The sequence below is a fragment of the Krasilnikovia sp. MM14-A1259 genome (assembly GCF_047159535.1).
Lineage (GTDB): Bacteria > Actinomycetota > Actinomycetes > Mycobacteriales > Micromonosporaceae > Actinoplanes.
The window spans coordinates 5,315,460-5,337,658 of the sequence record NZ_BAAGAJ010000002.1; the positions used below are offsets into that span (position 1 = coordinate 5,315,460).

Sequence of the window (22,199 nt, forward strand, 5' to 3'; positions counted from 1 at the left end):
GCGGCTGTCGCGGCGTGGTGGCGGTTGGCGGTGGCGATGCCGGTGGTTCCGGCGATGCGTAGGGCTGCGATCGCGCGGACACCGTTGGGTCAGTCCGGGGGCTCTGTGGCCACGAGCGTCTGTCCGCGGGAACGGAGGACCTTTAGTAACCGGTCCTGTTCCACCGAGGAGAAGCCGCCCGACGGAATGCCGAACGAGCTGCGCCAGCCCCGCCAGAGGATGATCTGGCCGCGTGTCCTGGTCACCCCGGTGATGGTCGACCAGGGCATGACCTCGGTTGCGTCGAAGACGGTCGTCGCGTGGATGCCAGTGCTGTCGATCCGGTAGGCGATCGGCCGGCCCAGCTTGTGGCTGTTCTGCTGAACGGCGTGCCGCGCGTTCGTCCACGCGGAGTACAGGACCAAGGGCACCCAAACGACCCCGAAGAAGACGACGCCCATCGTCGGGACCAAATCGGCCCACACCAAGAGCGCCGCCACCGCGAACACGACCAGCGAGATTACTCCCCAGACGCGCAGCAGCGTGAGCCGGAACAGGGCCAAGCTCAGCTTCAGATCGCCCTGCGCCTGAAAGGTCAAATCCTCCGTGTATGCCACGCCCGGCAGCATATTTGATCACCATCGTGCCGCTAAACGGGCTTTGGCCCCGAGCCCGTCTACCCGTCGAAAACCGCTGCCAAGCGTTGACCAGCCGCCCCAAGTCTTGATCGCTTGATACTGGCGTTTGTGCAGCTCAACGCCAGGTTATGACGATCAGTTACAAGCTACCGATCGTGACGATCGGTAGATCAGGTTAGGGGTTCGAGTCCCTGCGGGCGGGCGCGCAGCTGGTCAAGGGCCGGTTTTCCACCATGACTCTGCTTCAACCGGCCGTCATGGACTGGATCCCGCAGCGATGATGACCGCATGCTGCTCGTCGAGATGTGGCCGGTGCTCGGGATACGGGTCCGTACACGTGCCATGGAGTTGTTCGTCCCAGACCTGGACGCCCTTGCGGTGCTTGCGGGATTGGCTGCGGAGGGGATCTACGACCCACAGAACCAGTACCTACCTCGTACGCCGGTTGGTGGGTGGGAGGACGTTCCGCCGCCCGAGGCCCAGCGCCGATTCCTGCGTTACTACTGGGCGGCGTTCGCGGACTGGCGGCCCGAGCGATGGAACCTGATGTTCGCTGCGAATGCTGGTGGCGAGATCGTCGGGATTCAGGAGATCGGCGCGCAGCACTTTTCGGTAACCCGGACGGTCTCCACCGGATCCTGGTTGGGCCGGCGATACCAGGGCACCGGGTACGGCAAGGCCATGCGGGAGGCGATCCTGCACCTGGCCTTCGACGCGTTCCACGCCGAACGCGCGGACACCGCGGCGTGGGCCACGAACCATGCTTCGCTGGGCGTCTCACGCGCGTTGGGCTATCAGCCCAACGGCACTGCGACCAGAGCAGCTGAGGGCAGACGCGTGGAGCAGGTCAACCTGACACTACGGCGTTCCGACTGGCGCGGCTCTCAGGACGACTGCACCTTCGCAGGCGTCACACCGGAGGCGTGCGAAATGTTGGGCCTTCCACCGGCATGAGACGAACAGAGCGGCGATCAACGAACGCCGGTCCGTCTGATCGCCAAAACCGCCTTGCGAACGTCCGGAGCTTCGCTTAGACCGGGATCGGGTTGCCCGCATGGGAGATCCGCGCTCAACGGTCGCAGACCTCCTGGCGGACGCGTGTCCCACATCAGTCGACCGAGGACAACGAGCATTCCGTTTGTGCTGCCGAATTGACCTGTTCAAAGGTCAAGGTGCCCGCAAACGTGGCGCACCCTGCCCGCTCGGGCTCGGCCCGCCGGGGGCCGCGGCCGGCGCGGCGGGCCGCACCGAGCATGCCTGCGACCTTGACTCAGGCACTCCTGTCGGAGTCAGTCCGATGTCCCCTGGAATTTTTCGATCTCGTTGTCGCCCGCGCTGGTGGCCAGGGGCGGGGTCGAACCGCCGACCTTCCGATTTCCCGGCAGACTGCCGAATGCGTCCGGGATCAGGCAGCCTGACGCACACGTTGCTGAAGCGCTGGTTCCAGCTCGTTGCCATAAGCGTTGTCGAAAATCAGTTTCTGCACGTGTGGCGGGAAGATTCGCCGGACGTCTGGCTCCCACAAGCTCCCGTCACCCGGTCCAACGACCTTGACGGGACCCGCCAGACGCACGGCGAGCGGCATCGAAGAGCCGGAATCAGGCTCCCCATTCCCGTGGGCCGTGCTGCACAGCGCCCACACGTAAGCCGTCCTCACCTGCGCTACGGCCGACACGACCACCGGATCGGTGCCAAGGATGCGAACCGCGCAGAACAGCCGACCAGTATTTGCCAGCGGCGCGTCCGGATCCTCGAAGCCCTCCAGAGCACCAACCACCCGGGCGTCCAGTTCATTGAGCCTTTTCCAACCTGACCCCGCAGGTCAGCAGCGGTACGTGGACCCCAGAGATCGATGATGGCGAGGCTCCAGATAAGACAGCAGTCGACCAAGATCCGATGCCCCGACCGGGAGCCTCGCCTGTGCTGTCTTACCCGTCCACGATCTCGTTGTCCAGCCGGACCCTGAACCACCTCGCCGACCGCATCCGAGCGCACCGCAACCAGCAACGATCACGCTGGCGGCGCCTCAACCCAGGCCGGCAGGCACTGCTCGCCCTGGCTCAGCTACGCAACGGCGACACCTACACCCGGCTGGCCGCCGGATTCGAGGTCGGTGTCGCTACCGCCTGGCGGTACGTCCAGGAAGTAATCGCCCTGATCGCAGCCGCCGCTGAGGACCTGGCCACGGCGATGGAGAAGATTCGCATGCTGGCGTACGCAATCCTGGACGGCACGCTCGTCCCGATCGACCGGGTCGCCGATCAGAAGCCGTACTACTCCGGAAAGCACAAGCGCCACGGCGTGAACGTGCAGGTCATCGCCGATGCGGCCAGCCGGCTCATCTGGGCTTCGCCGGCACTGCCGGGCTCGACCCACGATCTGACCGCAGCCCGAACCCACGGCATCATCGACGCGCTGACCAGGGCAGACGTGATGACCTTCGCGGACAAGACATCCGATGGGCGTAACTGTCAAGCAGCGACGGGCGCCGCGATCGGGAAGGCAGTCGTTTCTTGGTAGTGCTGGCGTGTCGTCAGGCAGTGGTGGAGGCAGCCGAGGAAGCGGTTGAACAGGTGGCGGAAGGCGGCGGCGTGACCGTCGCCGGTGGTTCGGCGCCGGTCGTAGTGGGCTCGCGCGCCGGGTGACTGGTTGAGCGCTGACAATCCCCAGGTGAAGCCAACCGCGGCGAGTCGATCGTTCTTGATCCGGCGTTGCGAGACGATCAGGCTGCGGCCGGAAGCGCGGGTCACCGGTGCTGCTCCGGCGAAAGCCTTTAACGATCGTGCATCGGTGAAGCGGGTGCGGTCGTCGCCGATCTCGCCCAACAGCCGTGCACCGGCCTGGGCTGCGATGCCGGGGAAGCTGGTGATGACCTCATAGTCCGGGTGCTGCTGGAACGCCGTCTCGACAGCCGCGGATAGGTGCTCGATGCTCGCGCATTCCGTGGTGAGTGTGGCCAGCAGCCGCAGTGCCTGCACGCCCATCGCGTGCTCGACGAGCGGGTCCTGACGCAGATGGGGCCGGCGCAGGATCGTGTGGAGCTCGCCGGCGACTTGGTCGATGTTGCGGGAGCGGCCGGCTCGGCGCAGCGCGGCGGCGATGCGGGCTTTGGACAGTGTGCGTGCTGCGGCGGGGGTCGGGGCGAGTTCGAGCAGGGCTCGGGTCAGCGGGGTGGCCAGGTTGCCGCTGCGGTTGGCGGCCGCCTCCAGCATCATCGGGTAGTACTCGCGCAGCAGCGACCGTAGTTCGTTGCCGGCTCGGGTGCGCCGCCACGTGGCGTCCTGGCAGGCGCGGGCGAGGACCGTGATGGAGCGGGCGAGTTCGGTGTCGGCGGGCAGTGGCCGGTGCACGTGCCGGTCGGTTCGCAGGATGTTCGCCAGCACGACCGCGTCGGCGTGGTCGGATTTCTTGCCCGATGCCGAGTAGCGTTCCCGGTAGCGGGCGACGGCCATGGGGTTGATCGGGTAGACCGGGCGGCCGGTGGCGCGCAGCGCGGCGACCAGTAGCCCTCGTGGGGTTTCGATCGCTACTGGGATCGGGCAGTCGCTGCTGTCGCCGGCTTCGGTCAGCATCGTCAGAAGCGTCTGGAACCCTTCGACGGACTCGGTGATACGCGCCTTCGCTACCAAGGCGCCGTCGTCGTTGATGAGGGCGATGTCGTGGTGCTTCTCTGCCCAGTCGATGCCGCACGTGATCTTCAATATGTCCTCCATGCCGGGGTTCGGGCTGGTCCTGGCCCGGATCGGGATCGCGCGGCGCCCTAATGGAAAGGCTCGATGGCCTGACATCCGATGAGCCGTCCTTGATCCCAGCGACCGGCACGGCTCCCCGTCTTACGTCGAGGGCTCCTGGCCCCGGATCACCGAGGGATGTTCCGTGCTGGCGGGCTCGAACCACGAACGAATCCAAGCGGACCCGATCTTGCCGAGCGGGCCGGGCCCTGGCCACAGCTCCCGCCTTATCAAGAGGCGTCGAGCGCCAGGGCTACCAAAGGAGTCGCGACAAACCCGACCCGCTCTGATCCCATTAGGGCTACCAAGGCGCTCGCGGCAGCGTGCGCACCCCGTTCAAACGGCGCCGCTACCGACCCAAGCTGTCACGACGGCAGAAGGTCGTGAACCGCGCCCACGCGAAGATCCGCGCCCGCGGGGAACCCGCGATCGCGACGCTCAAGACCTGGAAGATCCTGGCCAAGCTGCGCTGCTGCCCACGCCGCGCCTCCGCGATCGTGCAGGCCATCCTCGTCCTGCACTGCATCGAGTCCGGCCGCTACGCAGGATGAAAAAGGCTCAATGATCGCGGCGGGGCAAATCTCAGGGCCGGTGCGCGGGAAGGCATGGAACGAATGGGCTGGAGCACAACGGAATACGAATTCAGTCCGTCTGGGCCGAGAGCAAGCTACGGGCCGTATCCAGGATTTCGACGGGCATCGGGCAGGAGGCGCGCTGGACGGTGTCCAGGTGTACGCCCGTGAGTGTGGTGACCGCCGCGGTCTCACCGGAGGGGTTGCGCATCTCGTGCCGGAACCGCATCACTTTCTCGCGGACCTCCAGCAGTGCGGAGTGCACGGTGACCGTGTCGCCGGCGAAGACCTCGCGCTGGTAGGTGAGGTGTTGCTCCACCGCGACCATGCCGCGCGAGGACGACCTCAGGTAGTCCGGGGTGATGCCGAGGGTGGTGAACAGGTTCCAGGTCGCCTCGTCGAACTTGCCGACGTACCACATGACGTTCATGTGCCCCATGTGGTCGCAGTGCCACGGGTACACCGCGCCGCGGTAGGTCAGCAACGACTCTGTCATCGCGCACTCCTAAATCCGATCAAGGGCCACATCAGCATAACTGAACGATCGCTAAGGCGGCGCCCCGCGTTTCCCGTCGCCCTGCGGCCACGCTGCTGGAACGGGAATCAACGGGCGTACCACCTGCCAGAACTCATCCGTGGCCCACGTGCAGACCATGTCCTCAACGACCGTCGCCACTCAATCAGGATCGGAGCCTCGGCCACAGCTCAACCATCCGGGAACGGGGTCGGCTCATCCAGCCGCCGGGACCCCACCGCTCGACCACCCGACTCCAGTGATGAGCCCTAAAGACGAACCGGGTTCGGGGTAAGGATGCGTACGAGGAAGCCGGCGAAGCGTCGATCGGCCAGGTCGTCGTTCCACTTCCCAGCCATGACTTGGGACGTCACGAGCCCGGATCCGGCAACTGGCTCGGGCGCGAAGCGACAATGCAACGTGGCGATCGAGGCCACGGCGCCCGCAGTCAGTGGAGCGCTCGAATCGCCGTGATGGTCCTCAACGGCGTCAATGGACGCGGCAACGCCGTTGTGAAGTACGGTGTCGAGCCACGCCAGCTCGGTGGAGTTGGGATTCCGCAGCCGCCACGCCACCTCGGCGCCCTTCCGGAAAGGCGTACCGCAGCACTCCATCTGCCAGCTGGCCATCCACACGCAGAGCTGCACAACCACAGCTATGTGGTTCTCACGTTCGACCAGCCGGAGGGGGCTGCTGAGCCCGGCCAGGAGTAGGCCGGACCGGCGATGTCGACGACCGGACCGTAGTGGCTCCTGCGGCTTGTCATGAGTTGATCTGGACCGCGGCGATAAACGCGATTCCCAACACGGCAAGTGTTCCCAGGAGAAGCGCCGCGATCGCTGATTGCCGCCTCATCGTCGCGTCGTCCCGTTTGCTGGGAGCCTTGCTCAGCCTTCGCCCCGTGATCGCTTGATAAGCGTTCAAGCCGGCGACCGAGCCACTCATCAAGACCGCGATGCCCGCCAGAATGACCGGCGAGGAGAGATCGTCCACGGCGCGAAGTATGGCATCAACATCAGGTGCGTGGGCCTGCCGTCTGGCCTTCGGCGTAACCCCGCGTAACCGCTCTGAGTGGGCCGATGCACACGCTCGGCGGCAGAAGTGCGCGCCGCGCCCCCGCCCGCGGGCCGCGTCTGAGCCGCGGCGAGCGGTCATTCCATGCCGCGTTGCGTGGCGAGGAGTTCGACAGCGTCCTTGGCCTCCTTCAGGCCAGCACCGGTCGCCTCGCGGTACTCCTTGATTGCCTGGATCTTGCGGACCGCGAGAAGTTCCTGCAGAACCGGCCCGGGAACATCGGGCTCGGGTTCACGGATACCCGGATGGGCCATGATCAGGTCCAGCTTGCGATCGACAGCCGCCAGCCTGCGCAACCGGACGCCGCAGCAACTCGCCGTAGCGTCCGGTCTGCAGTATTTGAGTGCACCCGCCCGTGGTCAGATCTCGGTGGCATCGGGTCCGTCGCTGCCGCGTTCGGCATCAGAGCGCTCAACGCAGAACTCGTTGCCCTCGGGGTCGGCGAGCACGGCCCAGCCAGTGCCATCGGTCTTGCGCTGGTCGGACACGAGGTGCGCGCCAGCGTCGAGCAGACGGGCGACCTCCTCATCGCGGGTGCGGTCGGTGGGTTTGACGTCGACGTGCAGCCGGTTCTTCACCGTCTTGACGTCCGGCACCTGGACGAAGAGCATGACGGGGCCCGTGCCGGTCGGCGGGATCACGACGGCCTCCGGATCGCCTGGCTGATCGTCGTCACCGATCGGATTTCCGGTGACAAGGCTCCAGAACCGCGCCAGATCGTACGGGTCACCGACACAATCGATGGTGATGTGGTTGATGACTGAGCTCAACACTGCCCCCGGTACTTGTTTGCTCGGACAGCCGCGAGCCTATCGAGTGCCTCGGCGGACCGAGTTCGTCAGGGAAGTCGACAGTCGTCCGGCCGCCGTCCAGATGTAGGGCTCTGGACGTTCGGGCGAACGGCTCTTGTTGGGAGCGGACTTGGGGAGGCCGCCTTCTGACACTCTCGCCGCGTACCGTCGGGATCTGACCGCCGTGCTCTCCGCTCGTCGACGCACACGCGGGCGGCGGGCGAAGCCGAGCCGGAAGACCACATCACTCTTCAGGGGACAGGATCCCAAGCGTATCGCCGCAGGCGGGGCCACCTGACGACCGTGGCCATCACCGGCCGGAACCTCGCCCCGGATCACGGCGGTAATCAACCCGCCACGGCCCGTCCGTGCGGGGAAACCCCCTCGCGGGTGAGCCAGGTCAAGTCGCACTGCGGGAGCCGAATACGACGGCCACCCGGCAAGTCGGCCCACTCGCGCACTGCCCGCCACGGCTGGTCGAAGGCGCCGGCGTGCGCGACTGGAAGCGGGTCCGAAATCTTCTTAACAGACCGTATCCTGGGCGACGCCGCATAGTTGATCAAGACGGACATCATCTGATAAACCGAACAGGCTCATCAGGGGTGAGCACGTGCCAGGAGGTTTCGTCGGCGTGCAGATGCCACGAATCGGGGGACCGGGCGGTCTGTTCTTCCAGCGGCGCAAGTGGCGTTCCGGCCAGCGCGCAGGCCCTGGCCAGCGCGCGGGTCCCGGCCAGCGTCGCCGCGCTGATGCCAGTCCCTCGCCGTGCCGGCCCGGCAATCAGCGAGTTCCGGATGCGCCCGGCCACGGACCGCTCCACCAACACCATCGCGATGAACCCCTCGCTGAACCGGCCCTTCCCGATCGCCTACGGCGGTCCCGGCACGCTCACCGTCCTCGACTCCGCGCACCCGCAACGCCACCGGTGCCGGCGACGGCGGTGCACCACCACCCGCACCGTCACCCGCCAATCGATCTGCTCGCCGGCGTGCTCATCGAACGCCTCGAACGAAGACGAACACTGCGGGCACCACGCCCGCCCTCGGTGAAATCCCAGAACTCCTCCAACCGCGGTGGATGCAAGTAATCCCGGCGTCCGGGTCGGCCACCCGGTCCCCGTTACGGCGCTTCGTCCGGCGGCAGCTCGCCGGGTTCGCCACCATGTCCACCCCCGACGTCATTGCCGCTGGCCGCAGGCCGCGGCCGGACCCGCGTGACTGATCCGGCGGCCTGGTCTTCCGGCTCCGGAAAGGCCGCACGGGCGGCCCAGGAATTGCGCGAATCTCTTCGACCTTCGATCGGCCGTTCGAGGGCATAACTCTGTGCGCGAAAGACCTTGAGTGGAGAGGGAATGATGGTGCGCTGTTGGCGTTCCGCATTGACTATGGCGGTCGCGACCGCCGCGACGGTCGGACTGACGTTCACGTCGGCCTTCGCGGCAGCACCGACCGGTAGCCGGGTCGAGTTGAAGGTGCTCGTCGTCACCGACGGCGGCCCCGCGACCTCGGCGATCGTTGCCGAGCTCAAGTCGGAGGGTGTGCCCTACCGGGAGGTTAACCTCGGCGACACCGGCCGGCCCCAGATCGATGCCGCGTTCCTGGCGGACACAGTCACCAGCAGCGGCATGGTGATCGACCGGGCGCACTACCAGGCGGTGGTGATGCCCGGCCCGGACGCCCTGGGCAACGCCGCCGAACGGGCCGCGCTCACCGCGTACGAGCAGAAGTTCGACATCCCGCAGGTGAACGCGTACGTCTACCCCGGCGCCGGGGTGGGGTTGCAGACGCCCACCTACGCCGGGCCGATGGACGGCGTGACCGCGACCCTGACCGCGGCTGGCGCGAGCGTCTTCAACTACCTGAAGGGGTCGGTGCCGTTCGAGGATGTCTCATCGACCGTTGTCGAGTCGTACGGTTATCTCGCGGTGCCGTCGCCGGTCGACGCCACCACCGGTGCGGTCGCCACGCCGCTGTTGACCGCCACCGCGCCGGACGGCAGCGCCGGCACCACCCTGATGTCCGAGTACCGGGCGGACAACCGGCGGCAACTGTCGCTGAGCTTCTCCTACAACAGCAACCAGCAGCAGTTCCGGCTGCTCGCCCCGGGCATCGTCACCTGGATGACCGGCGGGGTGCACCTGGGGCTCAGCCGGAACTTCCTGTCCGTGCAGGTGGACGACGTATTCCTGCCGGACGCCCGGTGGAACATCATCGGCAACTGCACCCCGGACGAGTTCAACCCGGACCCGAGCTGCCCGGCCACCACCAACATCCGGATGACCGCCGCCGACGTCGCGACCGTCGCAGCCTGGCAGAGCAGCCACAACTTCACCTTCGACCTGGTGTTCAACGGCGACGGCAGCGGCGAGGCCGCCTCCGCCTCCCCCTTGCGCGTGGATCTGCTGACCGTCGCGTTGCTGCTGTTCAAGGGGAACTTCCGGTGGACCAACCACACCTGGAGCCACGAGTTCCTGGGCTGCGTGCAGGACACCACGGTCGTGCCGTGGAAGTGCAAGACCACCCCCAGCGGCGACACCGACTGGGTCACCCAGGCCACCATCACCTCGGAGATCAGCCAGAACGTCAAATGGGCCACCAACGGCTCGCGCAAGCTGCCGATCGACCCCACCGAGCTGGTCACCGGTGAGCACTCTGGGCTCTACATCCTGCCCCAGCAGCCGCAGACCAACCCGAACCTGGAGCCGGCACTGACCAGCCAGGGCGTCAAGTGGCTCGCCGCGGACAACTCGCGGATGCCGGACCAGATCCAGGTCGGCCCGGCGCTGACCGTGCCGCGCTACCCGATGACCCTGTACTACAACACGGCCAAACGTAGCGAGATGGCCGACGAGTACAACTGGATCTACACCTCCCGGGCCGACGGCGGCAGCGGCATCTGCACGGACAACCCGGCCACCAGCACCTGCATCTCGGCACTGGACACCAGCACCGGGTTCCAGGACTACATCGTGCCGCTGGAGACCCGGCTGTCGCTGACTCGGATGCTGAACAACGACCCGCGCCCGTACTATGCGCACCAGAGCAACCTCACCGAGGACCGGCTCCTGCTGACCCTGATGGACAGCATCCTCAGCCGGTACCGCTCGCTGGTGGCCGACAACGCGCCGTTCGTGACCCTGCGGATGAGCGCGGCCGGTCTCGAATTGCGCCGGCAGAACGCCTGGCGCACCGCTGTCGCCGACGGCACGGCGAGCGGCTACCTCCAGGACAAGACGGTGCACATCGACGCGCCGGCCTCGGTCGCGGTGCCGATCACCGCCACCACCGGCACCAAGCTGGGCAAGGCCACCTTCGGTGAGGCGTACGCCGGGCTGCGCTCGGCCTGGACCACCGCCACCGACGGCACCGTCACCCTGGCGCTTGCGTGAAGATAGCCATGCTGACCGAGGGCACCTATCCCCAGTCGTTCGGCGGGGTGAGTGTCTGGTGCGACCAGTTGGTGCGCGGTCTGGGGCACCACGAGTTCGAGGTGTACGCGATCGAGACCACCGGCACCGAGCCGACCGTCTGGGAGCTGCCGCCGAACCTCACCGTCCACGGCATCGCGCTGTGGCCGCCGGTCACCCGGCGGCCGCGGCCGCGCCGGCCCCGCCCCGGCGACCCGCTCGCCGCGGCGTACCGGGCTCTGATCCAGGCCCTGCTGCGGCCCGCGGCGAACGCGGACGCCGGGGCGTTCGAGGCGGCGCTGCGCAGCCTCGCCGAGTGCGCCACCGCCGATCCGGGCCAAGCCAGCCTGGCCCCGTACGGCGAGGCGGCGGCCGGCTGGCTGATCGACGAGTGGTCGGCCAGCCCCGCGCTGGCTGCGATCGCCGTGCCGACCGTGCTGGACGCGCTGACCGCGGTGGACGCCATCGAACGCTCGCTGCGCCCGCTGCTGCGCCCTGCGCCGCAGGTGGACGTGACCCACGCGGTGACCAACGGGCTGGCCACCATGCCCGGTCTCGCCGCCAAGTGGCGGTACGGGACCCCGATGGTGCTCACCGAGCACGGCGTCTACCTCCGGGAGCGGTACCTCGGCCTGCGCGCCGCCGAGTACCACTGGTCGTTCAAGGCGACGCTCGCCGCGTTCTTTCGGCTGCTGTGCACCACGGCGTACCGAAGCGCTGACCTGATCGCCCCCGGCAACAAGTACAACAAGCGCTGGGAGACGACGTTCGGCGCTGACCCGAAGCGGATCGAGACCGTCTACAACGGGGTGGAACCGGGCGACTTCCCGGCGGCCGGCGCGGAGCCGGACACGCCCACTGTCACCTGGGCCGGCCGGATCGACCCGATCAAGGATCTGGTCACCCTGATCCACGGCTTCGCCCTGGTCCACAAGGAACTGCCGGACGCACGGCTGCGTATCTTCGGCGGCACCCCGAAAGGCGGCGAGGGATACCGGGACAGCTGCCAGGCGCTGGCCGCCGAACTCGGCCTGGCCGATGCGGTCACTTTCGAAGGCCGGGTCGCGGAGATCCGCGACGCCTACGCAGCCGGGCACGTGGTCGCGCTGTCCAGCATCTCCGAGGGTTTCCCGTACACCCTGATCGAGGCGATGACCTCGGGCCGGGCGACCGTCTCCACCGACGTCGGCGGGGTCGGCGAAGCGGTGGGCGACACCGGTCTCGTGGTGCCGCCGCGCGAACCCGAGGCATTGGCCGCCGCCTGCCTGGACCTGTTGCGCGACGATGCGCGGCGGCAGGACATGGGCCGCCGGGCGCGGGAACGGGCGCTGGCCAACTTCACCGTGGACAAGGCGGTGGACAGCTACGACGCGATCTATCACGACCTGGCCTTCCGGGCGGACCGGGAGGCGGCCGGCGACCTCGACCCGGCCGATCTCGAACTGGCTGATCCCGAGGCGGGCGGTGCCCGGTGACCGTCGAGAGCCCGCCCGTCGACCTGGCTGCCTGGATATCGCCGGTCTGCGCCTCGGCCGTCGACCTGTACGAGGTGGCCGCGGTGCTGGAGGCCGGCGGGATCAACGACGTGACCGCCCGGGAGCGGCACGGCGCCCGGGACGTGTTCGATCTGGCCGGCCGGCTGTTCCGGCAGGTCCCGCCGGAGCCGCAGCCGGACCGGCCGGTCACCGGCCCGTGGCGGGCCACCCCGGTGACTCACGTGCTGCGCGGTGTCGTCTTCGGCCTTCCGGCGCTGGCCTATCTGGCCGTAGCCGATCGGATCGCCGGGCCGCGGGCGGCCGTCGTGCTGGTCGTCTCGGTGCTGTTGTCCTGGGCGGCTGGGCAGGGGCTGGCCTATCTGGGCTATGTCCGGTTGGGCCGGGCCGGCCGGGGTGCGGCCGCGGCCGTGCTGGGCGGCGCCGGCCTGCTGGTCGCGCTGCCCGCGGCGGCGGTGGTGGTCGCGCTGGGCTTCGCCCTCGGTGTCCCGCCGGCCGCCACGCTGATCGCCGCCGGTCAGCTGGCATACGTCCTGGCCGCCACGGTGGCCTTGGTGCTGGGCCGGGAATGGTGGCTGCTGGCCGCGCTCGTCCCCGGCGTCGCCGCCGGGGTCGGCGTCCTGGTCGCCGGGCCGGCCGCCGGTCGCTCCGGCCAGCTCGCGGCGGCCGTCGCGTTCAGCGTGGCCGCCTCGGCCGCCGTGGCCTGCTGGGCGCTGTGGGGAGTCCGCCCGCACCTGCCCAGCCGGGCCGAGCTGGCCGCGGCGCTGCCGAACGTGGCGTTCGGTGCCCTGGCCGGCGCGCTGCTGATCTTCATACCGGCGGTCCGGGCCTTGGACCCCGGCCCGGACCCGCGGATCGGCGTGGGGGCGGCTCTGGCCCTGACGCTGCCGCTGTCGGTCAGCATGGGCGGCGCCGAGTGGCTGCTGTTCCGCTATCGCGCGGCCACCCACCGCGCGATGGCGGAGACCCGCACCCTGCGCGCGTTCGGCTGGCGGGCGGCGCTCGCCCTGGTCCGCGTCACCACGGGATACCTGGCCGTGCTGGTCGCGCTCGTGCTGGCCGCGATCGGCCTGGCGCGGCTGCTCACCGGCGAACTGGCCGCCGCCGGGCCGGTCGTCGCGGCGGTGCTGATCGGTCCGGCGCTGTTCCTGGCGCTGCTGTTGATGTCCTTCGACCTGCGGGGCCCGGCGGTGCTGCCCTGCCTGGCCGCGCTCGCCGCGAACCTGGCACTGGTGCCGCTCGCAACACCGGAAAGCATCCAGGCGATCACCGCGAGCGGCCTGCTGGGCGACCTGTTCGGTTACGCCCTCGTGACGTTACGCCGGGCCCAGCTCCACATCTGAATACCCGCTTCGTTGTGCATCCCGAAGGAGGAACATCGTGACCACGGTCGCAGTAACCGGTGCCGACGGCTTCATCGGCTCGCACTTGGTCGAGAACCTTGTCGCGCGGGGTTACCGGGTGCGTGCCATGGCCCAGTACAACTCGCTCGGCACCTGGGGCTGGCTGGACGCGCTCGGCCCGGACGTGATGGCCAACGTGGAGGTCGTCTCGGGCGATGTCACCGACGGCGACACCGTACGCGAGCTGATCACCGGTGCGGGCACGGTCTACCACCTCGCCGCGCTGATCGCGATCCCGCACTCGTACCGGGCGCCGCGGTCGTACGTGAACACCAACGTGATCGGCACGCTGAACGTGCTGGAGGCCGTACGCGAGCAGGGCTGCGACCGGCTGGTACACACGTCCACCAGCGAGACCTACGGCACCGCGCGGACCGTGCCGATCACCGAGGACCATCCGGTGCAGGCGCAGTCGCCGTACGCGGCCAGCAAGGCCGGCGCCGACAAGCTGGTGGACAGCTACCACGCCAGCTTCGGTGTCCCCACGGTGATCCTGCGGCCGTTCAACACGTTCGGGCCGCGGCAGTCCGCCCGGGCGGTGATCCCGACCGTGATCAGCCAGATCGCCGCCGGCGCCGCAGAGATCCGGCTGGGTGCGCTCGACCCGACCCGCGACTTCCTGTTCGTGCACGACACCGCCGAGGCGTTCGCCACCGTCGGCACTGCGCCCGCCGGGCGGGTGGTCGGCGAGTCGTTCAACGCCGGGACCGGCGAGGAGATCTCCGTGGGAGTACTGGCCGAGACAATCTGCGCCCTGATGGGCCGCCCGGTGCCGGTACGGCAGGAGGACGAGCGGCTGCGCCCGGCCAAGTCCGAGGTGATGCGGCTGGTCTGCGACAGCAGCAAGCTGCGTACGGCCACCGGCTGGGCTCCCGGCCACGACCTGAGCTCCGGGCTGAAGCTGACCATCGACTGGTTTCTGGATCCGGCGAACCTCGCCAAGTACCGACCCGGCACCTACGCGCGTTGAGGAGGAACCCCAAACATGCATGCTGTGATTCTGGCCGGTGGTAAGGGTGTGCGGTTGCGTCCGTACACGACGGTGCTGCCCAAGCCTCTGGTGCCGATCGGCGACCAGTACTCCATCTTGGAAATCGTCATGCGCCAGCTCTCGGCAGGCGGCTTCAGCTCGGTGACCCTGGCGATCGGCCACCTTGGGCACCTGATCCGGGCGTACGTCGGCGACGGCAGCCAGTGGGGCATGCAGCAGGTCGACTTCGCCACCGAGGAGTCGCCGCTGGGCACCGCCGGGCCGCTGCTGCACCTGCGGGACCAGCTACCCGAGCATTTCGTCGTGTTGAACGGCGACATCCTGACCGACCTGGACTACGCCGATCTGCTCAACCGGCACCGCGCCGGCGGGACCGCGCTGACCATGGCGACCTACGGCCGCCAAGTGAAGATCGACTTCGGGGTCCTGACCACCGAGAGCGGCCGGATCGTCGACTTCACCGAGAAACCCACCATCGACTACCGGGTGAGCATGGGGGTGTACGCCATGTCGGCGAGCGCGCTGCGCCCGTACACCCCGGGCCTGCCCCTGGGTTTCGACGAACTGGTGCTGGACATGCTGGCCAGCGGCAGTGGCCCCGCCGAGTACGCGTTCGGTGGCAACTGGCTCGACATCGGCCGGCCGGACGACTACGACCGGGCCAACGCGGATTTCGGGGCGCTCGGCCCGATCCTGCTGCGGCAGCTGTCGACCGGGGCGGTCTGATGCGCTGCCTACTGACCGGAGCCTCCGGGTTCATCGGCGGCCGGGTGCACGCGCACCTGGCCGCCGACCCGGCGGTGACCGTGATCCGGGCCGGACGGTCCGAGCCGCTGCGGCTCGACCTGGCCCGGACCAGCCACGCCGAGCTGACCGCCCGGCTGCGCGAGGCCGCCCCGCACGTCGTGGTCAACTGCGCCGGGACCACCGACAGTGAACCGGCCGGCCTGGCCGCCGGCAACGTGGTCGCGGTGGCCCGCCTGCTCGCCGCCCTACGGTCCGCGGACGTCGATTGCCGGCTGGTCCACCTCGGCTCGGCCGCCGAGTACGGCGTGGTGCCCGAAGGTGGCGCGGTACCGGAGGACCACCCGCCGCAGCCGGTCTCCGCGTATGGCATGAGCAAGCTGGCCGGGACCGAACTGGTGCTCGCCGCCCGCCGCGACGGCTGGCCCGCCACCGTGCTGCGGATCTTCAACCCGATCGGGCCGGGCACCCCCGGGACGCTGCTGCCCGGCCGCCTGGTGTCGGTGGTCCGCGCCTCGGCGGCGACCGGCGAGCCGGCCCGGCTCGGCCCGCTGCACGGGCACCGCGACTTCGTCGACGTACGGGACGTGGCGGCGGCGGTCGCCGCGGCGGCCACCGCGACCGGCCCGCTGCCCGGCGTGCTGAACGTGGGCAGCGGCCGCGCCACCGCCCTGCGCGATCTGGCGGCCATGGCGGCCGGGATGGCCGGGGTGCCGATCCCGGCCGAGGATGGTGCCGGATCGGCGCGGTCCGGCACGGTCACCTGGCAGCTGGCGGACATCACCGCGACCGCGTCGGCGCTGGGGTTCCGGCCGGCGTACCAGCTCTCGGAATCCCTCCGTGACATGGGCCTGGCGCACCTCACCCCGGCGCGGTGAATGCCCTGGTGATACCGGCCTACTTCCATCCGGCGGTGGCCGGCGCCGACTGGCGTTTGCTGGCCGGGCACGGCCGCGCGGTGCGCGCGATCGTGCTGAACTCGGCCGACGGCCCGGGGCCGGAGCCCGAGCGGGAGCTGACCGCGGCCGCGGTGGCGACCGGCCGGCCGCTGCTCGGCTACGTCGACACCGGCTACGGCCGGCGCGACCCGGCCGCGGTGGACGCCGACGTCGACCGGTGGCAGGACTGGTATCCGACCGTCGGCCTGTTCCTCGACCGCATCTGCACCCATCCGGACCTGCTGCCCTGGTACACGACCCGGCTGGCGGGCATCCGCCGCCGGGCGCCGGGCCCGGTGGTGTTCAACCACGGTGCCCACCCGCACCCCGGATACGCGGCGCTCGCCGACGCCCTGGTGACCTTCGAAGGGCCGTACACCGACCACGAACGTCTCGCGGTGCCGCCGTGGACCCGCGAGCTGCCACCCGACCGCCTCTGGCACCTGGTGTACGACACCCCGGCGGCGCTGCTGGAGGCGGCCCTGGAACGGGCCGCCGCGGCCGGAGCGGGTGGCGTCTACGTAACCGACCGGGCCGGGCCGAACCCGTGGGACGGCCTGCCCACCTATCTCACAAAGGAGGTCGCGGCATGGTGCCGATGACCGTCCAGCGCGTCGCCGCGCTGACCACGATGCTGCTGCTCACCGCCTGCTCGCCCGGCGCGCCGGAGAACCGGGCCGCCCACACCTCGGCCGCGTCGTCGGCCTTGCTCACGTCCTCGGACTCGGCCTCGTTCAGGTCCGCGGCCTGGCGCTCGGCGACCGGGACGTCGGCCGCACAGTCTTCGGCGGAACGCTGGGTGCCCGCGCCCGACACCACCTGGCAGTGGCAGCTCTCGGGCCCGATCGACCTGAGCTTCCCGGCCAAGATCTACGACATCGACGGCTTCGAAAACGACGCCAAGATGGTCGCCAAGCTGCACAGCCTCGGCCGCAAGGCAGTCTGCTACGTCGAGGTCGGCTCGGCCGCGAAGTTCCGCCCGGACTACCGCGACTGGCCGACGAAACTGCTCGGCAAGACCAACGGGTGGCCCGGCGAGCGGTGGCTCGACATCCGCGACCCGTCTAAGCTCAAACCGGTTCTGGCAAAGCGATTCGACATGTGCAAGGCGAAAGGCTTCGACGGCATCGAACCGGACCTCATGGACGGCTTCGCGAACGACACCGGTTTCCCGCTGACTGCTGCCCACCAGCTCCGCTTCAACCGGTTCATCGCGCAGCTCGCCCACGAACGCGGCCTGTCGGTGGCCCTGAAAAACGACGTCGAGCAAGTGTCCCAGCTGGTCGGCGACTTCGACTTCGCGGTCAACGAGTCATGCAACGTGTACCACGAATGCTATCTCCTGACGCCGTTCATCAAGGCCGGCAAGGCGGTCCTGCACGCCGAGTACACCCTGCCGCCGTCCGCCTACTGCGACAAGTCACGCCGCCTGCACCTGAGCTCCCTGCGCAAGAACACCAACCTGGACGCCTTCGCCATCCCATGTCCGACGGTGTACGCCGCCGGCACCGCACCCGGGCGAGCGAGCGGGGCTTGATAACGGAGAGCGACCAATAGCTCCACTCAGCTTCGCGTCTGTCGTCTGAGCTGGGTTCGGTCGCTCACTGGTTGACTGGCAGGGAACGGCCACCTGATCACTCTGTGCGGAGGGACGAATCTTCTCGGGGAGGATCAGGTGGCCCTTGTTCGTAGGTCGACCAGGTGAACTTCACCGGTTCCGAGGCGACGTGTGCGGCTGTTTCACTGCTCGCCCGGATGTGTCCTAGGTCCCCGCCGGTGCGCTGGTGACGTCCGCGCCGCTTTCACGGCGCAGGCGTCCGAGCTCCTTGGCGTTCTGGTCGAGAAGCACGAGCGTCGTCCCGTCGAACCCGGCCCGCCGCGCCGACGACACCCAATCGCCGACGGGCACGTTGTCGCAGCCGATCAGGGTGCTCATGCCGGATGAGGCCAGCAGGGTGCCCGCCGATCCGGCGGCCCATCCGCCCTGCGATCCGTTGCACCCGTCCAGGGCTGACCACCGGCCGTCGGCGCCCAACTCCAGGTACGGCTGTTTCGGCGCCTTCGACCCTCCGCGGACCGGTACCCAACGGCCGAGCAGTCCCCGTCGATCGGCCGGGATCACACGCGCGGGGAGCGCGGCCGGCGGGTCGAGTGAGCGGCGAAACGCGTCGGTGACCTCGAACGACTCCCGGTCGGGACGCGGCGGCTGGCCGCTGGCCACCAGCCGGGCAACGGTTGCGCCGCCGACGTCCAGCAGCACCACGTTACGGCCGTCCAGCTGGAACCCGGCGGCCTTGTCCAGCCAGGCGACGCGGGTTTGCGGGTCGCACCCGCCGCTACTGCTGGTGATGTGGGCGATGAACAAGCCCTGTCGATCGGCGCGCCAGGGGGCCATCAACTCGCCGCAGTCCTGGTAGATCGTGAGTTCCGTCGGGGTCAGGCCGATCGCTCTTCCCGCGTCCGAGCCCGGGTCGGCCAGTGTCCACATACCAATGAGCCCAACCGGGTCCGTCGGGTCAGCACTGGACCCCGGCCGGGTAGGTGCGCCGGAATCCCTGGACCCCGGCGCAGCGCAGCTCCCGAGTATGAACACCGCTACCACGGCCAGCACCGAACGCCAGCCGGGACCCCCGCCCAGCTTCCCCAACATGTCCACCCTCCAACACCTGCCGTGGCCGCAGCCGTTACAGATTGAAGCCAAACGATCCCATCGAGCAGTTTCGCCCGCAACCAGACAGATACGCCTCACCTGGCTGGTGCTCAACTGACGATTCGACGCCGACAGGTGGCACACGGTTCCCAGCCATCCGTGAGGCGCCGCCGGAACTTCGTTCCAGCGGGGCCTGGTCAGGCGGATCGATCCGGGGGGCTTGTGACAAGGCCGACCCTGCGCGGAGCGGTAGATTCCAGACATGGACCTGGAGTTCACCGGTGACGTGTGGTTCTGGCGCGGCCCGTCCCCGTTCCACTTCGTCACCGTGCCCGAGCCGCACTGCGACGATCTGGCGGGCGTCGCCGGGGAGGTCAGCTACGGCTGGGGGATGATCCCGGTGAGTGCGAGGATCGGCAGCACCACCTGGACGACCTCGCTGTTCCCCAAGGACGGCGGCTACATCGTGCCGATCAAGGACAAGGTTCGCCATGCCGAAGGTGTCGAGGCCGGGGACCCCGTCACCATCGTCCTGACCGTCGACGCGCGATAGCCGACCCGCCCATCCTGACGGATACGGCAACGGTCCGGGCGAAACGACCACATCGTTGCCTGCGCTACCGGAAAATCGCGCGACATCTGTCTCCCAGACCCTGAGAATCCCCAGGTGATTCTCGACGCCGTCCTTCGTCATGTGCGTCCCCCGTCGCCTCTGGCGGGGCGGCTCTCCGCCCAGTCGCTGCTCTTCGCTCTGGGCGAAGGCGCCTTCATGACCGGTTCGGCGGTGTTCTTCACCCAGATCGTCGGGCTGTCCGCCGCCCAGGTGGGTCTCGGTCTGACCTGCGCGGGGATCGCCGCGTTCCTCGCCGCGCTGCCGATGGGCAAGCTGGTGGACCGCTTCGGGCCGAAGAAGATGTGGGCCGTCAGCGCGGCCGGGCAGGCCGCGATGTTCGCGGTGTGGCCCTTCATCACCAACTTCCACGGCTACGTCGCCATGGCCGTCGGCATGGAGGTCATCGGCGCCCTCGGCGGCACCGCGTACGGCGCGTACACCATCGACGCCCTGCCGCCCGATGAGCGGGTGAGGTCCCGGGCGTACATGTACTCCGCGCTCAACCTCGGTTTCACACTCGGTTCTCTCGCCGGCGGAGTCGCATTGGCGTTCCACTCCAACGTCGTCCTCCATGCACTGCCCTGGTTCACCGCCGTGGTCTTCCTGGTCAACGCCACCGCCGTCAGCAGGCTGCCGCGGGCCGCGCACGACAACCGCACGCCCGAGGACCGCAAGGCGAAGGTCCCTGGGCCGGGACCGCTGCGCAACCCCGGGTGGCTGCTCACGAACTTCTTCGACGGGGTGTTCTGGACCAATCAGGTGCTGCTCAACGTGGTGATCCCGCTGTGGCTGGTCGAGGAGACCGACGCCCCCCGGGTGCTGCTGGCGTTCCTGTTCGGCACCAACACGGTGATGTGCATCTTCCTGCCGATGGTGACCGCACGCGGAGTCAACAGCATTTCCACCGCGCTGAGAGCGGTCCGGGTGTCGTCGACCTTCTTCGTGATCTCCTGCCTGATCACGCTGGCGACCCACGACACCGTCGGCTGGGTCACGATCGCCCTGGTCTGGTTGGGGCACGTCACCGTGACCGGGGCCGAGTTGTACCTCTCGGCCGCCAACTGGACGTTCGAGGCCGAACTGATGGACCCGCGTCAGCGGGGCGCCTACCAGGGGGCGGCCAGCCTGAGCGGCACTCTGGGCAAGGTGTGGGCGCCGGCGGTGTACACGTTCCTCGCGATGAACTGGGGAGCCGCCGGCTGGCTGGTGATTGCCGGCATCATCGTGGTGGCCACCTTCGGCGTGCACCGGTCGACCCGGATGGCGCGACGTTTCCTCGAGACGCATGTGCCGCCCGAGGTGCTGGCCGATGCCCGAGCCTCCAGCCCTGAGCCCGAAGACGGCATCCCGGCCGGCCAGCCCGCGCTTGTCACCGCCGACGGGCCGGTGCCCGACCCGATCCGTTGACCACGCCGTAGCGGCGTTTGTGCAGGTCAATTCCAAACCATGACGGCCGCTGACAGACCGCCGTCGCGAACGACAAACGGAAGGTCAGGTTTCGAGTCGCGGCTGACGGACTGCCGGGGTGAAGTCATAGGCGCCGTCTATGACTGTGGTCCGGGAATGGCCGCTACCGGGTAGGTCCGCCGCGGCGAAGCCTGTAAAGGTGATCGTTCTTGCTGAGGCCCCGAGTCGCCGCCGCGTGCCGGTCCAGGTTGCCGGGCTGGGCATGGCCGCCGTGCTCGGGCTGGCCGCCACCGTCATCGGACGGCAGGTTCCGGTGCTCGGCGCGCCGGTCGTTGCCGTTGCCGCCGGTGTGCTGCTGAGTCCGCTGGTGCGGCGCCGATCCGACCTGCTGCAGCCCGGTGTGGCGTGGGCCAAAGGTACGGTCCTGCAACTTTCCGTGGTGCTGCTGGGCGCGCAGCTGTCGCTCGGTGAGGTGCTGTCGGTCGGCGCGGGTTCCCTGCCGGTCATGCTGGGGACGCTGGGGGTGTGCCTGCTGCTCGCCTGGCTGGCCGGCCGTTGGCTCGGCGTATCCGGCGACCTGCGCACACTGATCGGTGTCGGCACCGGCATCTGCGGCGCCTCGGCGATTGCGGCCACGACGCCCGCGCTGCGGGCAAAGAGCAACGATGTGGCCTACGCGATCTCGACGATCTTCCTCTTCAACGTGGTCGCGGTGCTGGTGTTCCCGCCTCTCGGGCACGCGCTCGGGCTGAGCGCGCACGCGTTCGGGCTGTTCGCGGGTACGGCGGTCAACGACACCAGTTCGGTCGTGGCCGCCGCGGGTGCCTATGGGGGCGACGCTGTCCGATACGCCGTCGTCGTCAAGCTCGCCCGTACGCTGATGATCATTCCGATCGTGCTTGCCCTGACCGCCGTGACCCGGCGTCGTGAGGGCCTGGCGGAGACCTCGAGGACCCGCCTCGCTGCGTCTCTCGTGCCCTGGTTCCTGGTCGCGTTCCTCGCGGTGGCCGCGCTGAACACCGGCGGTCTGATTCCCGGCGCCGTCCGGGCCGAGCTGGGACAGATGGCGCTGCTGTTCATCGCGATCGCGCTCGCCGCGGTGGGTCTGTCCACCGACGTGGCGGCCCTACGCCGTGCCGGCGGCCGGCCGTTGCTGCTCGGCCTGATCCTGTGGGCCGCGGTCAGCGTGACCAGTCTGGGCCTGCAACACCTGCTTGCCCGGTGAGGTGAGTGCGGGAACCGCCGGTTTCGCCGT

At 69.0% G+C, this 22,199-nt stretch carries 22 protein-coding genes and 2 pseudogenes; 14 read left to right on the forward strand and 10 right to left on the reverse strand.

Features of this window, described 5'->3' with window-relative positions; genetic code table 11:
• Window positions 1-89: 89 nt before the first annotated feature.
• Window positions 90-596 (reverse strand): hypothetical protein, encoded by a 507-nt coding sequence (locus tag ACMCNK_RS24070; protein WP_412738633.1) that lies wholly within the window; start codon window positions 594-596, stop codon window positions 90-92.
• 309 nt (window positions 597-905) lie between these two features.
• Between ACMCNK_RS24070 and ACMCNK_RS24075 the strand changes: the two genes are divergently transcribed.
• Window positions 906-1,571 (forward strand): GNAT family N-acetyltransferase, encoded by a 666-nt coding sequence (locus ACMCNK_RS24075; RefSeq protein ID WP_412738634.1) that lies wholly within the window; start codon window positions 906-908, stop codon window positions 1,569-1,571.
• A 451-nt stretch (window positions 1,572-2,022) separates the two neighbouring features.
• Here ACMCNK_RS24075 and ACMCNK_RS24080 read toward each other — a convergent pair whose 3' ends face one another.
• Window positions 2,023-2,394 carry a hypothetical protein gene (locus ACMCNK_RS24080; protein WP_412738635.1) on the reverse strand — a complete coding sequence of 124 codons (372 nt, stop codon included), beginning with the start codon at window positions 2,392-2,394 and terminating at the stop codon, window positions 2,023-2,025.
• A gap of 143 nt (window positions 2,395-2,537) precedes the next feature.
• On the opposite strand from ACMCNK_RS24080, the pseudogene ACMCNK_RS24085 reads away from it, so the two are divergent.
• A pseudogene (locus ACMCNK_RS24085) lies at window positions 2,538-3,080 on the forward strand (transposase family protein); the annotation flags it as partial.
• Window positions 3,081-3,088: 8 nt separating this feature from the next.
• Here ACMCNK_RS24085 and ACMCNK_RS24090 read toward each other — a convergent pair.
• Window positions 3,089-4,330, reverse strand: coding sequence for an IS110 family transposase (locus ACMCNK_RS24090; RefSeq protein WP_412740737.1), 1,242 nt, complete (start codon window positions 4,328-4,330; stop codon window positions 3,089-3,091).
• A gap of 317 nt (window positions 4,331-4,647) precedes the next feature.
• Here ACMCNK_RS24090 and ACMCNK_RS24095 point away from each other — a divergent pair.
• A pseudogene (locus tag ACMCNK_RS24095) lies at window positions 4,648-4,899 on the forward strand (transposase family protein); the annotation flags it as partial.
• Between the two features lie 91 nt (window positions 4,900-4,990).
• On the opposite strand, the gene ACMCNK_RS24100 reads toward ACMCNK_RS24095, so the two are convergent.
• From ACMCNK_RS24100 to ACMCNK_RS24125, 6 genes are all read right to left on the reverse strand, one after another.
• Window positions 4,991-5,416 carry an acyl-CoA thioesterase gene (locus ACMCNK_RS24100; protein ID WP_412738636.1) on the reverse strand — a complete coding sequence of 142 codons (426 nt, stop codon included), beginning with the start codon at window positions 5,414-5,416 and terminating at the stop codon, window positions 4,991-4,993.
• 287 nt (window positions 5,417-5,703) lie between these two features.
• Window positions 5,704-6,087, reverse strand: coding sequence for a DUF6578 domain-containing protein (locus ACMCNK_RS24105; RefSeq protein ID WP_412738637.1), 384 nt, complete (start codon window positions 6,085-6,087; stop codon window positions 5,704-5,706).
• A gap of 109 nt (window positions 6,088-6,196) precedes the next feature.
• Complete coding sequence (locus ACMCNK_RS24110) at window positions 6,197-6,427, reverse strand: hypothetical protein (protein WP_412738638.1); 231 nt, start codon at window positions 6,425-6,427, stop codon at window positions 6,197-6,199.
• Between the two features lie 158 nt (window positions 6,428-6,585).
• Complete coding sequence (locus tag ACMCNK_RS24115) at window positions 6,586-6,804, reverse strand: ribosomal protein L7/L12 (RefSeq protein ID WP_412738639.1); 219 nt, start codon at window positions 6,802-6,804, stop codon at window positions 6,586-6,588.
• A 63-nt stretch (window positions 6,805-6,867) separates the two neighbouring features.
• A complete protein-coding gene (locus ACMCNK_RS24120) occupies window positions 6,868-7,278 on the reverse strand; it encodes a VOC family protein (protein ID WP_412738640.1) in 411 nt (136 codons plus the stop codon).
• Window positions 7,279-7,870: 592 nt separating this feature from the next.
• Window positions 7,871-8,128 carry a hypothetical protein gene (locus tag ACMCNK_RS24125; RefSeq protein WP_412738641.1) on the reverse strand — a complete coding sequence of 86 codons (258 nt, stop codon included), beginning with the start codon at window positions 8,126-8,128 and terminating at the stop codon, window positions 7,871-7,873.
• A gap of 522 nt (window positions 8,129-8,650) precedes the next feature.
• Here ACMCNK_RS24125 and ACMCNK_RS24130 point away from each other — a divergent pair.
• Genes ACMCNK_RS24130 through ACMCNK_RS24165 form a run of 8 tightly spaced genes read left to right on the forward strand, consistent with a single transcriptional unit; the run spans window position 8,651 to window position 17,811 of the window.
• Complete coding sequence (locus tag ACMCNK_RS24130; RefSeq protein ID WP_412738642.1) at window positions 8,651-10,687, forward strand: hypothetical protein; 2,037 nt, start codon at window positions 8,651-8,653, stop codon at window positions 10,685-10,687.
• Entirely contained in the window at window positions 10,684-12,180 is a 1,497-nt protein-coding gene (gene pelF, locus ACMCNK_RS24135; protein ID WP_412738643.1) for a GT4 family glycosyltransferase PelF, read from the forward strand. The genes ACMCNK_RS24130 and pelF overlap by 4 nt, the downstream gene beginning before the upstream one ends.
• Complete coding sequence (locus ACMCNK_RS24140) at window positions 12,177-13,541, forward strand: hypothetical protein (protein ID WP_412738644.1); 1,365 nt, start codon at window positions 12,177-12,179, stop codon at window positions 13,539-13,541. Before pelF ends, ACMCNK_RS24140 begins: the two co-directional genes overlap by 4 nt.
• A 37-nt stretch (window positions 13,542-13,578) precedes the next feature.
• Entirely contained in the window at window positions 13,579-14,571 is a 993-nt protein-coding gene (locus ACMCNK_RS24145; protein WP_412738645.1) for an SDR family NAD(P)-dependent oxidoreductase, read from the forward strand.
• 15 nt (window positions 14,572-14,586) lie between these two features.
• Window positions 14,587-15,318: a sugar phosphate nucleotidyltransferase gene (locus ACMCNK_RS24150; protein WP_412738646.1), complete on the forward strand. Its 732-nt coding sequence runs from the start codon at window positions 14,587-14,589 to the stop codon at window positions 15,316-15,318.
• The gene (locus ACMCNK_RS24155) at window positions 15,318-16,214 is read left to right on the forward strand and encodes an NAD-dependent epimerase/dehydratase family protein (protein ID WP_412738647.1); all 897 of its coding nucleotides are present in this window, start codon (window positions 15,318-15,320) and stop codon (window positions 16,212-16,214) included. Before ACMCNK_RS24150 ends, ACMCNK_RS24155 begins: the two co-directional genes overlap by 1 nt.
• Window positions 16,211-16,876 (forward strand): spherulation-specific family 4 protein, encoded by a 666-nt coding sequence (locus tag ACMCNK_RS24160; protein WP_412738648.1) that lies wholly within the window; start codon window positions 16,211-16,213, stop codon window positions 16,874-16,876. The genes ACMCNK_RS24155 and ACMCNK_RS24160 overlap by 4 nt, the downstream gene beginning before the upstream one ends.
• The gene (locus ACMCNK_RS24165) at window positions 16,864-17,811 is read left to right on the forward strand and encodes an endo alpha-1,4 polygalactosaminidase (protein WP_412738649.1); all 948 of its coding nucleotides are present in this window, start codon (window positions 16,864-16,866) and stop codon (window positions 17,809-17,811) included. The genes ACMCNK_RS24160 and ACMCNK_RS24165 overlap by 13 nt, the downstream gene beginning before the upstream one ends.
• Window positions 17,812-18,036: 225 nt before the next feature.
• On the opposite strand, the gene ACMCNK_RS24170 is transcribed toward ACMCNK_RS24165, so the two are convergent.
• Window positions 18,037-18,762, reverse strand: coding sequence for a hypothetical protein (locus ACMCNK_RS24170; RefSeq protein ID WP_412738650.1), 726 nt, complete (start codon window positions 18,760-18,762; stop codon window positions 18,037-18,039).
• Between the two features lie 424 nt (window positions 18,763-19,186).
• On the opposite strand from ACMCNK_RS24170, the gene ACMCNK_RS24175 reads away from it, so the two are divergent.
• The 3 genes from ACMCNK_RS24175 (at window position 19,187) to ACMCNK_RS24185 (ending at window position 22,169) form a co-directional block, all read left to right on the forward strand.
• Window positions 19,187-19,477: a DUF1905 domain-containing protein gene (locus tag ACMCNK_RS24175; protein ID WP_412738651.1), complete on the forward strand. Its 291-nt coding sequence runs from the start codon at window positions 19,187-19,189 to the stop codon at window positions 19,475-19,477.
• A gap of 114 nt (window positions 19,478-19,591) precedes the next feature.
• Complete coding sequence (locus ACMCNK_RS24180; RefSeq protein WP_412738652.1) at window positions 19,592-20,944, forward strand: MFS transporter; 1,353 nt, start codon at window positions 19,592-19,594, stop codon at window positions 20,942-20,944.
• Between the two features lie 199 nt (window positions 20,945-21,143).
• Window positions 21,144-22,169, forward strand: a complete 1,026-nt coding sequence (locus tag ACMCNK_RS24185; RefSeq protein ID WP_412738653.1) for a YeiH family protein — start codon at window positions 21,144-21,146, stop codon at window positions 22,167-22,169.
• Window positions 22,170-22,199: the final 30 nt, after the last annotated feature.